Annotated in this window: 11 protein-coding genes; 4 read left to right on the top strand and 7 right to left on the bottom strand. The window is 63.6% G+C overall.

Features of this window, described 5'->3' with window-relative positions:
* Positions 1 to 27 precede the first annotated feature (27 nt).
* A complete protein-coding gene (locus DOM57_RS00545) occupies positions 28 to 1,128 on the bottom strand; it encodes an enolase C-terminal domain-like protein (RefSeq protein ID WP_110647290.1) in 1,101 nt (366 codons plus the stop codon).
* A gap of 26 nt (positions 1,129 to 1,154) precedes the next feature.
* On the bottom strand, positions 1,155 to 2,954 hold the full coding sequence (locus DOM57_RS00540) for a thiamine pyrophosphate-requiring protein (RefSeq protein ID WP_110647289.1): 1,800 nt from the start codon (positions 2,952 to 2,954) through the stop codon (positions 1,155 to 1,157).
* A 282-nt stretch (positions 2,955 to 3,236) separates the two neighbouring features.
* Here DOM57_RS00540 and DOM57_RS00535 point away from each other — a divergent pair, with 282 nt between their 5' ends.
* Positions 3,237 to 5,060, top strand: coding sequence for a glycoside hydrolase family 15 protein (locus DOM57_RS00535; RefSeq protein WP_110647288.1), 1,824 nt, complete (start codon positions 3,237 to 3,239; stop codon positions 5,058 to 5,060).
* 11 nt (positions 5,061 to 5,071) lie between these two features.
* Here DOM57_RS00535 and DOM57_RS00530 read toward each other — a convergent pair whose 3' ends face one another.
* The 5 genes from DOM57_RS00530 to ugpB form a co-directional block, all read right to left on the bottom strand.
* Positions 5,072 to 5,884: a glycerophosphoryl diester phosphodiesterase gene (locus tag DOM57_RS00530; protein WP_110647287.1), complete on the bottom strand. Its 813-nt coding sequence runs from the start codon at positions 5,882 to 5,884 to the stop codon at positions 5,072 to 5,074.
* Positions 5,881 to 6,969 carry an ABC transporter ATP-binding protein gene (locus DOM57_RS00525; protein WP_110647286.1) on the bottom strand — a complete coding sequence of 363 codons (1,089 nt, stop codon included), beginning with the start codon at positions 6,967 to 6,969 and terminating at the stop codon, positions 5,881 to 5,883. The genes DOM57_RS00530 and DOM57_RS00525 overlap by 4 nt, the downstream gene beginning before the upstream one ends.
* 25 nt (positions 6,970 to 6,994) lie before the next feature.
* Positions 6,995 to 7,840: a sn-glycerol-3-phosphate ABC transporter permease UgpE gene (gene ugpE, locus DOM57_RS00520; protein WP_110647285.1), complete on the bottom strand. Its 846-nt coding sequence runs from the start codon at positions 7,838 to 7,840 to the stop codon at positions 6,995 to 6,997.
* Between the two features lie 48 nt (positions 7,841 to 7,888).
* Positions 7,889 to 8,764 carry a sn-glycerol-3-phosphate ABC transporter permease UgpA gene (gene ugpA, locus DOM57_RS00515; protein WP_110647284.1) on the bottom strand — a complete coding sequence of 292 codons (876 nt, stop codon included), beginning with the start codon at positions 8,762 to 8,764 and terminating at the stop codon, positions 7,889 to 7,891.
* A gap of 79 nt (positions 8,765 to 8,843) precedes the next feature.
* On the bottom strand, positions 8,844 to 10,157 hold the full coding sequence (gene ugpB, locus DOM57_RS00510) for a sn-glycerol-3-phosphate ABC transporter substrate-binding protein UgpB (RefSeq protein ID WP_110647283.1): 1,314 nt from the start codon (positions 10,155 to 10,157) through the stop codon (positions 8,844 to 8,846).
* Positions 10,158 to 10,393: 236 nt separating this feature from the next.
* Here ugpB and DOM57_RS00505 point away from each other — a divergent pair, with 236 nt between their 5' ends.
* The 3 genes from DOM57_RS00505 (at position 10,394) to DOM57_RS00495 (ending at position 12,924) form a co-directional block, all read left to right on the top strand.
* Positions 10,394 to 10,969: a hypothetical protein gene (locus tag DOM57_RS00505; protein WP_110647282.1), complete on the top strand. Its 576-nt coding sequence runs from the start codon at positions 10,394 to 10,396 to the stop codon at positions 10,967 to 10,969.
* 99 nt (positions 10,970 to 11,068) lie between these two features.
* Positions 11,069 to 12,046 (top strand): NADPH:quinone reductase, encoded by a 978-nt coding sequence (locus tag DOM57_RS00500; RefSeq protein WP_110647281.1) that lies wholly within the window; start codon positions 11,069 to 11,071, stop codon positions 12,044 to 12,046.
* Positions 12,047 to 12,348: 302 nt separating this feature from the next.
* Entirely contained in the window at positions 12,349 to 12,924 is a 576-nt protein-coding gene (locus tag DOM57_RS00495; protein WP_110647280.1) for a septal ring lytic transglycosylase RlpA family protein, read from the top strand.
* Positions 12,925 to 13,261 lie beyond the last annotated feature (337 nt).

The raw sequence follows: 13,261 nt of genomic DNA, 5'->3' as shown, positions 1-13,261 counted from the left end.
TGCGGTGGCGTGCGGTGATGTGGTGGATCATTGCCTGTAACGTTCGGCTTCCTCGCGCTTGAATGTCAGGCCCAGGCCGGGGCGTGCGAGGTTGGGCTGCAATTCGCCGTCCACCGGGCCGACGATGCCGTCGAACAGCATCGCCTCGATCCGTGCGTGGTCGTGAAAATATTCCAGGTGGCGTACTTGCTTGGCGCAGCAGCCGGGATGCATGTGCAACGCCGGTGCCGTGTGCGACGACAACGGTACGTTATAGGCATCGCACAGCGCGGCGACATCGAGAAAGCCGGTAATGCCGGCGCAGCGGGTGGCGTCCGCTTGCATCACGTCTACCGCCTCGGCTTCGAGCATGCGACGGAAGTAGGGCAGGTCGTAGCCATATTCACCGGCGGATATCTCGATGCCGCCGGGCACGCGATCGCGCAGCAGGCGAAGCCCCGCGAGGTCATCCGACGATACCGGCTCCTCGTACCAGCTCACGCCGTAGTCGCGAAAGGCGTCCGCCTTGGCCAGCGCTTGCTTGCGTGAATAGGCGCCGTTGGCGTCGACGTACAGTTCGGCCGCCGGGCCGATGGCCTCGCGTGCCGCACGGATACGCGCGAGGTCGTCCTGCGGGCGGCGGCCGATCTTCATCTTGACCCGTGGGATGCCGGCGGCGACCCAGCCGCCCAGCTGCTCGCGCAGTTGTTTCTCCGAATAGGAGGTGAAGCCGCCGCTGCCATAAACCGGCACCGAGGAACGAACGCCGCCGAGCAGCGTCACCAGGGGCAGTTCGAGCAGGCGTGCCTTGAGATCCCACAGCGCAACGTCGACGGCGGCGATGGCCATCGAGCCGATGCCGGGGCGACCGAGGTTGCGAATCGACTCGACCATCGCCAGCCAGCACTTCCGGGTCGCCATGGCGTTGCGCCCTGCGACCACGCCCGCCAGCTTGCCCTCGATCAGGGTGGCGCAGGCGGGGTGGCCGTAGGTGTAGCCGAGCCCGGTCTTGCCGCCGGCGCTGAGCTCGACCAGTACCATGCCGGTCGAGTCCCAGACGAGCGTGCCGTCGGACTCGGGCGCGTCGGTGGGAATCTCGTAGGCCGAGACCCGGACATCCTCGACCGGAACATGCGTCGTCTCCAGCATGGCGGTGCCTTCTTGAGCCTTATGAATCAGTGCTTGTGGAGCTTGGGCACGATGTCGCGGGAGAACTGCCGGAACGATGCCTTGATGATGCCCAATGCATCGGGATCGCCATGCAGCAGCGCCGACATGTAAGCCTTGGCCTGTTCACGCTTGATATGGGGCGGAATGGGCGGCACGTCGGGGTCGGTGACGACTTCCAGCACCACTGGCCGGTCGGCGTTCAGCGCACGGTCCCAGGCGCCGGCCAGTGCGTCCGGCTCGTCGACCTTGATGCCCTTCAGTCCGATGAGATTGGCGTATTCGGCGTACGGAAAATCCGGCAGATCCTGCGACCCGGCGTACTTGGGGTCGCCGACCTGGGCGCGCATTTCCCAGGTGACCTGATTGAGGTCCTGGTTGTTGAGCACCATGATCACCAGGCGCGGATCGCTCCAGCGCTGCCAGTACTTGGCGATGGTCACCAGCTCGGAATTGCCGTTCATCTGCATCGCGCCGTCGCCGACCAGGGCGAGTACCACGCGGTCGGGATGGGCGAACTTGGCAGCAATGGCGTAAGGCACGCCGTTGCCCATCGTCGCCAATCCGCCGGAAAGCGACGCCTGCATGCCCCGGCGCAACTTGAGATCGCGTGCGTACCAGTTGGCGGCCGAGCCGGAATCACTGGTGATGATGCAGTTGTCGGGCAGTTTGGGCGAGAGCTCCCAGAACACGCGTTGCGGATTGACCGGATCGGCATCGGCCAGGGCGCGCTGCTCGAGCATTTCCCACCACTGGCTGACGCTTTTCTCGATCTGTTCGCGCCATTTGCGCTCGGACTTGCGTTGCAGGTGCGGAATCAGGGCCTGCAGTGTCGCCGCGCTGTCGCCGACCAGGTTGACCTCCATCGGATAGCGCATGCTCAACATGCGGCCGTCGATGTCGATCTGCACGCCGCGCGCCTGTCCTTCCTCGGGCAAGAACTCCGAATAGGGGAACGCCGAACCGATCATCAAGAAGGTGTCGCAGTTCGCCATCAGTTCCCAGCTGGGGTTGGTGCCGAGCAGGCCGATCGAACCGGTGACGTAGGGCAGATCGTCCGGCAGCGCCGCGCGGCCGAGCAAGGCCTTGGCGACGCCGGCACCGAGAATATCGGCGACCTCCATCACTTCGTCGGTGGCCTGCAACGCGCCGGCGCCGACCAGAATCGCGACCCGCTCCCCGGCATTGAGCACCTCCGCGGCACGTTCGAGATCGTCCTCGTGCGGGATCGTGCGCGGCGCAGCGTAGCCGACACCCGAATGCACCGTGCCGTGGGCGTGCGGCGGTGTCTCGACGGCGGGCTGGGTTTGCAGGTCGTTGGGAATGACCAGCGCGGTGACCGTGCGCTCGGACAAGGCGATACGCACGCAGCGGTCGATCAGATGACGGACCTGGCCGGGCGTGGTTGCCATGTGCACGTATTCGTTGGCGACATCCTTGTACAGCGAGACCAGATCGACCTCCTGCTGATAATCACCGCCCAATGAACTGCGTGCTTGCTGGCCGACGATGGCCACCACCGGAGTGTGATCCTTCTTGGCATCGTAAAGGCCGTTGAGCAAATGGATGGCACCCGGACCGGATGTGGCGAGACAGACGCCCACTTCGCCGGTGAACTTGGCGTGGGCACAAGCCATGAACGCGGCCATTTCCTCGTGACGGACCTGAATGAAATCGAAGCGGTCGCCGGCGCGGTCGAGAGCTCCCATGATGTCGTTGATGCCATCGCCGGCGTAGCCGAAGACTCGCCGGATGTTCCACTGCGATAGACGCTTGAGAAGAAAATCGCTGACCGTTTCGCTGCTCATTCCTGGCCTCCACGCTTGAATCGGTTTGCTGAAAAGGGTGACGCCAATATCGAAAAGCATCTTTCAAGATGGTTCATCAACGCGGTTTGGGGCAAGACGAAAACTGCGTGAATCACGGCTATAATTAACAAGCGAATAAATGGAAATCGACTGACTGCGTTTGGATTGATTTGCGTTAAACGTGACGCGAATTCTTCCCATGAAGCAGAGAACGTTAACGTTGTCATGGGGAAACGACAGCCACCCAGAGGCGACGGAAAAGCGAATACGAGGAAGCGGGACATGGATGGACCGAAGAGAATCGAGGACTACGGCTTCATCGGTGATATGCGTACCGCCGCACTGATCGATCGGGAGGCCACGATCGAATGGTTATGCCTGCCGCGCTTCGATTCCGACGCCTGCTGTGCGGCGCTGTTGGGCAAGCCGGAAAACGGTTACTGGCAACTGTCGCCGGCGGCGAAGGTGATCTCCCGCTCGCGTCGTTATCGCGGTGAGACGCTGGTACTGGAAACCGTGTTCGAAACCGGGACCGGCAGCGTGGCGGTCATCGATTTCATGCCGTTGCAGCAAGACGACGAAACGACGGTCGATCTGGTGCGCATCGTGGAAGGGCGTGAAGGCGAAGTCGAGATGCGATGCGACGCGCTGTTCCGCTTCGGTTACGGGCAGGTGTCGCCCTGGGTACGCTATGACGAATCGGGGGCATTGGCGGTCTCGGGACCGGACGGCCTGCGCCTGCGGACGCCGGTGGCGCTGAGGGAGTGCGGCGGTCGCATCACGGGTAGATTCCGCGTCGCCAAGGGCGAACGCGTACCGTTCGTGCTGACCTGGTTCCGCTCTTTCTGCAAGGCACCCTCTCTCCGCGATGCCGAGCGTGAGCTCGACGAGACCGAACGTTGGTGGCAGGCATGGAGCGCCCGCTGCGATATCGACGAAGCGTTCCGCGAGCCCGTGGTGCGTTCGCTGATCACGCTGAAGGCTTTGACCGACAATCTGACTGGCGGCATGGTCGGCGCCGCCAGTTGTTCCCTGCCGGAGAGCGTCGGCGGCAGCGACAACTGGGATTACCGCTATACCTGGCTGCGCGACGCCACTTTCACGCTGTACGCGTTGCTGTCATCGGGCTACCAGGAGGAGGCATACGTCTGGCGCCAATGGCTGCTGCGCGTGGCGGCGGGCGACCCCGGCAAGCTTCAGCCTGTCTACGGCATCGCCGGCGAGCGTTGGCTGCACGAGTATGAGCTGGACTGGCTCGAAGGTTTCAATGGCTGTCGGCCAGTGCGTATCGGCAATAGCGCGTTCGAGCAGGTTCAGCTGGATATCTATGGCGAGATCATGGATGGGCTGCATTTCGGACGCGTTCACGATATGCAACCCGACGAGGATCTGTGGCGCATCCAGTGCGAGCTGGTGGAATATCTGGAAAGGCACTGGCAGGGGGTCGGCGCGAGTCTATGGGAGCTGCGCGGCGAGGGCCGGCGTTACACCTATTCCAAGGTCATGGCCTGGGTCGCCGTCGATCGAGCGATCAAGGGCGTCGAACGGTTCGGTCTGGAAGGCGATGTCGAACGTTGGCAAGCGCTGCGCCGGAAGATTCACGACGAGGTCTGCGAGAAGGGCTTCAGCCGTTCGCGCAATGCTTTCGTCCAGTACTATGGCTCCGATGCGCTCGACGCTTCGCTGCTGTTGCTGCCGCTGGTGGGTTTCCTGCCCGCCGACGACCCCCGTATCCAGGGGACCGTCGACGCGATCCAGCAGGATCTCGTTCATGACGGATTCGTCTACCGCTTCGTCACCGCCGACAAACGCAATGATCTGACCCAGGGCGAGGGCGCCTTTCTGGTCTGCTGCTTCTGGCTGGTCGATGTGCTCGTCCTGCTCGGTCGTCGGGACGAAGCTCGCACGCTGTTCGATCGACTGCTGGGCGTGAGCAACGATCTCGGGTTGCTCGCCGAGGAGTACGATCCCGTGCGCCAGCGCCTGATGGGCAATTTCCCTCAGGCCTTCTCGCACGTGGGGCTGGTCAATAGCGCGCACAACCTGCAGCGCGCCGAATCCGGGGAACGACGCAAGGGGCCGGCGGAATCGCGGCGCCGGCACTGACCGTACATCGCCTAGCGCGAAGCCGCTTCCTTGGCATGGGTCACGAAGCGGGTCGGGTCGTCGCTGATCACGCCGTCGACGCCCCAGTCCCACAGTTTCTCGAAGGTCACCGGATCGTTGGCGGTATAGCAGAATAGCTTGATCTCTTCGTCGGCGATCTCGCGGGCCCGCTTGACCTTGAGCTTGCGCCAGTCGAGATGAAGGCTATAGGCTTCGATGCGCTCGGTTTCCCGCCACCACTGCTTGGGCGCCTTGTCGTCGAGCACGCCGAGACGCAGGCGATCGGGGTCCGACTCCAGCGCCCGGGCCGCGGTCAGCGCGTGGCGGTCGAACGAGGAGACGATCAGTTTGTCCGCCGGCAGCGCCTCGAGGGTCGGCGGCAAGGCGGCCTGAACCAGCTCGATGGCGTTGCGTCCGCGACACACCTTGAGTTCCAGGTTGAGCCCGAGCCCCAGGTGCTTGATGAGTTCGAGCATCGCTTCCAGCGTGGCCATGCGTTCGCCGCGAAACTGGGCCCCGAACCAGCTGCCGGCATCCAGCTTGGCGGCGCTCCCGGCGTTGAGCTTGAGCAGTTTGCCACGACCGTTGGAGCAGCGCTTGACGCCGGCGTCGTGCCAGATCACCGGGGTGCCGTCGCCGAGTAGCTGGACATCCAGCTCGACCCACTCGCAGCCGGCATCATGGGCAGCCTGAACCGCCGCCAGGGTGTTCTCGGGGGCGCGCGCCGACAGGCCGCGATGGGCAATGTAGCGGGGCGTGTTGTCGTGGCGAGAAACGTCGCCGTGGGAGGCGTCGGAGGGGCGTTCAACGGTGCTCTGGGTCATACGATGGAGGTCTCCGGCGAGTGCCACGGCAGGCGTTCGCCACTGTCCAGGTCGAAGAGGTGCAGGCGCGAGAGAGGCAGTTTCACCGCCAGGGTCTGACCTTCGGCTAACGCGGCCCCGCCGTCAAGACGAATCACCAAGGGCAGCGACAGCCCCGACACGCGGCAGTAGGCCAGCGTATCCGCGCCCAGCGGTTCGAGCATCTCGACCCGTGCGGTCAGATCGGCTTCGCCCGCGTCGACGACGCGCAGATGTTCGGGGCGGATGCCGACCGCGATGCTGCCTTGAATATCGGCGGCGGGCGCCAGAACTGAACCGTCCCCCACGATGATCTCGCCGTCTTTCACGCGGGCCTCGAGGAAGTTCATCGCCGGCGAGCCGATGAATCCGGCAACGAAGCGCGTGCGCGGTCGGGCGTAGAGCTCCAGCGGCGTTCCGACCTGTTCGATACGGCCGCCGTTCATGATCACCAGCCGGTCGGCCAGGGTCATCGCCTCGACCTGATCGTGGGTGACGTAGACCGAGGTGATGCCGAGTCGCTTCTGCAGCCGACGGATCTCCAGCCGCATCTGCACGCGCAGCGCGGCATCGAGGTTGGAGAGCGGTTCGTCGAACAGGAACACCCGCGGCTCGCGCACGATCGCCCGGCCCATCGCCACCCGCTGACGCTGGCCGCCGGAGAGCTGTCCCGGCTTGCGCTCGAGCAGCGCCTCGAGGCCCAGCAAGCTGGCGGTCTCGGCCACGCGGCGCCGGCGTTCGGGCTTGGGCACGCCGCGATTCTTCAGCGCATAGCCCATGTTGTCGGCCACGCTCATGTGCGGGTAGAGGGCGTAGTTCTGGAACACCATGGCGATATCCCGTGCTGCCGGTTCCAACTCGTTGACGCGCTGGCCGGCGATTGCCAGCTCGCCGCTGCTGATGGTCTCCAGCCCGGCGAGGCAACGCAGCAGGGTGGACTTGCCGCAACCGGAAGGACCGACGACCACGACCATTTCGCCGTCGTCGATCTCCAGGTCGATGCCGTGCAGGGCGCGGTGACCATTGGGGTAGGTCTTTTCCAGCGCTGTCAGTTTCAGCGTCGCCATGGCGTGCTCCTGATTCCCTTCGTATTCATTTCTCGCTGTCCACCAGGCCTTTGACGAAAAAGCGTTGCAGTACCACGATCACCGCCACCGGTGGCAGCATCGCCAGCAGGGTGGTCGCCATCACCTCCTGCCATGGGATCAACTCGTCGGAGGCGGCCGAGATGCGTTTCAGGCTCACCACGGTGGTCAGGTAGTGGTCGTCGGTGGTGATCAACAGCGGCCACAGGTACTGATTCCAGCCGTAGAGGAACATGATCACGAACAGCGCCGCGATGTTGGTCTTCGACAGCGGCAACAGGATATCGCGCAAGAAGCGCCAGGGGCCGGCGCCATCGACCCGCGCGGCTTCGAGCAGTTCGTTGGGCACGGTGAGGTAGAACTGGCGAAACAGGAACGTCGCGGTGGCACTGGCGATCAACGGCAGGATCAGCCCGATATAGGAGTTGAGCAGGTTCAGATCGGCGGCGACCTTGTAGGTCGGCATGATGCGCACTTCGATAGGCAGCATCAGGGTGATGAAGATCAGCCAGAAACAGGTGCGCCGCAGCGGGAAGCGGAAGAACACGATGGCGTAGGCGGCCAGGATCGAGATCGCGATCTTGCCCACGGCGATGCCGAGCGCCATGACCGTCGAATTCCACAGCAGGCGCGCGGCGCTGGCGCCGAGGCGATCCATCGGCGCGGTCAACACGCCGATGAAGTTGCTCAAACCCTCGCCGCCGAACCACAACGGCGCGGTGCCGGTATAAAGCGCGGTCTGGGTATGGGTGGACGCGGTCAGCGCCATCCACACCGGCAGACAGAAGGCGACCACGCACAGCAGCAACAGGCCGTGACTGAGCCAGTCGAGTGCGGGGCGGCGATAGCGCATGAATGAAAACTCCTATGGCCCGTGGCCGGTGATCTATGAAAAGCGCGATCAGTACTGCACGCGCCGCTCGACGTAGCGGAACTGGATCAGCGTCAACAGGCCGACCAGCAGCATCAGAATGACCGACTGCGCGGCGCTCGAACCCAGGTCGTAACCGATCACGCCATCCTCGTAGACCTTGTAGACCAGCGTGCGCGTGGCACCGCCGGGGCCGCCGGCGGTGGTGGCATCGATGGTGCCGAAGGTCTCGAAGAAGGCGTAGACGCTGTTCATCACCAGCAGGAAGAACGTGGTCGGCGACAACAACGGAAAGGTGATGCTCCAGAAGCGGCGCCACGGGCCGGCGGCGTCGATCGCCGCGGCCTCCAGCAAGCTGCGGGGAATGGCCTGCAAGCCGGCGAGAAAGAACACGAAGTTGTAGCTCATCTGCTTCCAGATCGAGGCGATGATCACCAGTGCCAGCGCCTGGTCGCCGTGCAGATGGTGATCCCAGCGCACGCCGACGCCAGCCAGCAGATGGCTCACGATCCCGAGCCCCGGATCGAACAGGAACATCCATAGCACCCCGGCCACCGCCGGAGCGACCGCGTAGGGCCAGATCAGCAGGCTGCGGTAGACCCGCGCGCCGCGGATGACGCGATCGGCGAGTACCGCCAACAGCAGCGCCAGCGCCATGGCACCGACCGCCACGCCGACGCCGACCGCCACGGTAACGCCCAGGGCACGGTGATACTCGGGCGAGGCCAGCACCCGAGTGAAGTTATCGAACCAGACGAAGCTGCGCCCGAGGCCGAAGGGGTCCTCGACATAGAAGGCCTGTTGCAGCGCCTGGAATGCCGGCCAGAAGAAGAACACCGCAACCACCAGCAATTGCGGTGCGAGCAGTATCCAGGGGGTGACGCGGTGATTATCGAAAGTGGTCATGAACGATCATCATGGAGGAGCATGCCGTCGCCGCGCCTTCCGTACGAAGGCACGGCGTTCGCCCTGGCCTATTGTCGTGTCAGCGCTGGTTGGCCTGCTGGAAACGCGCCAGCAGTTCGTTGCCGCGCTCGACGGCACGATCGAGCGCCTGCTGCACGCTCTGTTGGCCGTTGAAGACGTTTTCCATCTCTTCGTAAATGATATTGCGGATCTGCGACATGTTGCCGAGTCGCAGCCCTTTCGAATTGGACGTCGGCTGGCTGGCGGTCAACTGCTTGATCGCGACCTCGCTTTCGGGATGCTCGTCGTAGTAACCCTGTTGCTTGGTCAGCTCATGAGCCGCTTCGGTGATCGGCAGATAGCCGCTGAATTGGTGCCAGTCGGCCTGGACTTCCGGCGAGGAGAGATACTGGAAGAACTTGGCGATGCCGTCGTAGACCTCGTCGCTCTTGCCGTTCATCACCCACAGCGAGGCACCACCGATGATGCTGTTGTGGGGCTTGTCGACCAGCTCGGCGTCGTAGGGCATCGGCGCGACCGCGAAGTCGAAATCCTTGGCGTTGCTGCGGATACCGGCAAGCGATGCCGAGGAGGCGAAGACCATGGCGCACTCGCCGCTGTAGAACAGCGGCAGGGCGTCGGAGAAGCGGCCGCCGTAGCGGAAGCGTCCATCCTTTTGCCACTCTGCCAGACGCTTCAGGTGATCGACGACGGCGGTGTGGTTGAACTGCAGGCGCGTATCGAGCCCGGCAAAGCCGTTCTCCTCGCTGGCGAAGGGAATGTCGTGCAGCGCCGAGAAGTTCTCCATCTGCGTCCAGGAGAGCCAGGTGGCGGTCATGCCGCACTGGGTGGCGCCGGAGTCGACGAGCTTGGTCAGGGCCGTGTCCATCTCCTGCCAGGTACGCGGAATCTCGTCCACGCCGGCGGCATCGAGTTCGTCGCGATTGACGTAGAGAACCGGCGTGGACGAGTTGAACGGCAGCGACAGCATGTTGCCTTCGGTATCGGTGTAATAACCGGTCACGGCGGGCAGGTAGACGCTGGGATCGAAGTCGGTGCCGTGCTCTTGCATCAACTGGTAGACCGGCACGATCGCGCCCTTGGCGCTCATCATCGTCGCCGTGCCGACCTCGAAGATCTGCACGATGTCCGGCGCCTTGCCGGCACGGTAGGCGGCGATGGCGGCGGTCATGGTGTCGCTGTAGTTACCGCGGTACTCCGGCTTGATCACGTACTCGTCTTGAGAGGCGTTGAAGTCCGCGGCGATCTCGTCGACCTTGCGTCCGAGATCCTGGTTCATTGCGTGCCACCAGGTGATTTCGGTGGCGGCCTGGACGGGCAGGACCGCGCCGGACAGGGCCAGGGTCAGGACGGTGGTGGACAGGCGGGGCATTGCGGCTCTCCGGATTGTTTTTACGGACAATGACATGTGTGTTTGGCGAGCAATCACAGGGCATCGAAGCGAGCCACAGGCTAGGGATGAATGATGGCAAATTGATGACACCGGCGAGGTACGCCGGTGGTGGAATATGCTAGGCTGCGCGCTTTTGACCGGGCGGCGTCGATCGTCGTCGCGGCAGTCATTATTAGCGTGGAAAGTCACTCTAGAAAGTCACCCTGGAGAGCCCGATGAAGGTCGTACACGTCAAGAACCCCGAGAGCCGCGAAGCCTGCCTGGCGCAGTTGTGCGCCAATGTCTACGGCCAGCAGGCCGGTCTGACGCCGTTGATTACCTTTGCCGGTACGTTGGGCGTGCTGTTCGAGCAGGAGGCGGCGCGGCTTTTCGCGTTGACCGACGATGAACGCAACGTGCTCAGTCTGGCGCTGGTGTCCACCGACGTGGACGGCAGGACCATGGAAGTGGCGATGCTGTCGACGCCGGAGGCCACGGGCGAGACCCGGCACAGCCGGGAGCTGGTCAAGACACTGGCGGGGAAAGCGCCGCTACGGGTGACCGCCAACGACGAAGCGGGCGAGACCTTTTTCCGCAGTTGCGGCATCGAGCGCTGGATCGATGCCGAAAACGGCCTGCGTGTCGGCCTGGGGCCGCTGCATCCGGCACCCAGCGATGGAAGGCTACCCAGCATGGTGCGCTTCGATGGCGAGGGAATCGTACGCACGTTCAAGCAGGAGCCCGAGACCTTCGAATCTTACAAGACCCGGTTCGTCAAAGCCCTCGAGCGTTATCCGAACGTCATATTGTGAACTCGGCACCGTTGACGACGGCATTCTTCCGACTTGACCCGCCTACGGATTGGCGCTTGGATGTCAGGCCGAGAGTCATCAGCCAATAAAGGAAACGTCATGGCCAAGCGCATTCAGATCGCCCGCCCCGGCGGGCCGGAAGTGCTCGAGTACGTCGATTTCGAACCCGCCGCGCCCAAGGCGGGTGAAGTTCGGGTCAAGAATCACGCTGTCGGGTTGAACTTCATCGATATCTATTTCCGCACCGGGCTCTATCCCGTGCCGTCGATGCCCTCGGGCCTCGGCACGGAGGGCGCCGGCGTGATCGAAGCGGTGGGAGAGGGCGTCACCCACGTCAAGGAAGGCGATCGCGTTGCCTATGCCCAGGGGCCGCTGGGTTCCTATTCGGAACTCCACGTGCTGCCGGCGGCCAAGGTGATCAAGCTGCCGGAAGACATCGCTTTCGAGACGGCGGCGGCCGGCATGCTCAAGGGGCTTACCGTCCAGTACCTGCTGCGCCAGACTTTCCCGCTCAAAGGCGGTGAAACCATCCTGTTCCATGCCGCGGCCGGCGGCGTCGGTTCGATCGCCTGCCAGTGGGCCAAGGCACTCGGAGTCAAGGTCATCGGCACGGTGGGGTCTGCCGAGAAAGCCGAACTGGCGAAGAAAAACGGTGCCTGGGCGACGATCAATTATCGCGAGGAAGACGTCGTCGAGCGGGTCAGGGAATTGACCGACGGCGCCATGGTGCCCGTGGTTTACGACTCCGTGGGCAAGGATACCTGGCTCACCTCGCTCGACTGCCTCGCACCGCGTGGCCTGATGGTCAGCTTCGGCAACTCCTCCGGCGCGGTCGAGGGCGTCAATGTCGGTATTCTCAACCAGAAAGGCTCGCTGTTCCTGACCCGGCCCAGTCTCAACGGCTATGCGGATACCCGCGAGCGCTTCGAGGAGATGTGTCTCGATCTGTTCGACATGCTCGAGAGCGGCAAGGTCAAGATCGACATCGCCCAACGCTTCAAGCTGGAAGAAGCCGCCAAGGCCCAGGAATCGCTCGCCTCGCGCCAGACCACGGGATCGACGATTCTGATTCCCTGAGCGGCTCGGTACGCACATCGCCTACGCTCTGTCTGAAAGTCGGCGGACGATTCAGACAGAGCCCGGATTTCAGTCAGAGCTTGGAATGAAGAAACCGGCGGCGCGGAGCACGGGGCCGGCTTTTCCGATGCCTGCACGGCAACGAAGCGACGAGCCGATATTGCGGATTGCCGCGGGAATCGTTTCCCCGCATGGTGGTGGCGATTCCTCTGATTTTTCTCATTTGGCCGCCATGGCGAGCCGACTATCGCTTATCATGTCGTCATCTTTGGTCATGGCGTTGTGCATGCTGGGTTAGCGAGATGAATTCCAACGTTTCCGACGATACGGGTCCTTCGCCCGGGCGCTGCGGTCTGGGCTTGCGAGCACTGTTGGCCGGCGTCGCCGCTGCCGTCCTGCTGGTGGGTTGCGCCTCGACGGACAACTCCCCGGGTCGGGATCGAACGGCGCCGGCACAGCCCACCGCCACGGCACCGGCCAAACCCGGCGTGAAGTCGAGTACCAGGCGCAAGGCTCCCGGGCCGGTCACCGGTCAGGACGAATCCGCCGCGCGCGAACCGTCCGCGCAGGCCGCCGAAGCGCCGCGGCAGCGGATAGGGGAGGCAACCTACTACGCTCCGTATTTCGAAGGTCGTTTAACCGCCAGCGGCGAGCCCTACGACAGCCAGGCGATGACCGCTGCCCACAGAACCTTGCCGTTCGGCACCAAGGTCAAGGTCACGCACCTGGATACCGGCGAGACGGCGGTGGTACGGATCAACGATCGCGGCCCGTTCGTCGACGGCCGGATCATCGATGTCTCGGAGAAGGCCGCCGAACAGTTGGGGCTGCTGCACGACGGTGCGGCCGAGGTCCAGTTGCAGGTGCTCGGACCCTAGCTCTCTACCCGTCATCGGGACCGTATCGGATCGTAAAAGCAGAGGCTCCTGCTTGATGAAAAACCTTTTTGCCAAGGCAACATATTTTGGCAAGGTAAGCTTACAACTGTCGAAACCTTACCTCTCTATCGCTCGTGATGACGAGGGGGCTTAACGCTCGCCCCCTCGTCGCTCCCCCTCTTTATAGCGTCACAAGACCGTGAAACCCTGGCCGATCAATCGCTTGCGCCTTGGGTCGGCATGCAAGGACATCCCTGTCCCGGCATGCCTCTTGCGACATCCCTGTCCCGGCATGCCTCTTGCGACATCCTTGTCGCAAGACCCTGCTTAGCGATTG

Origin of the sequence: Salinicola peritrichatus, from assembly GCF_003206715.1 — a bacterium.
Lineage (GTDB): Bacteria > Pseudomonadota > Gammaproteobacteria > Pseudomonadales > Halomonadaceae > Salinicola > Salinicola peritrichatus.
The sequence above is the reverse complement of the archived record's forward strand: the minus strand, read 5'-3'. Positions and strand labels throughout refer to the sequence as shown.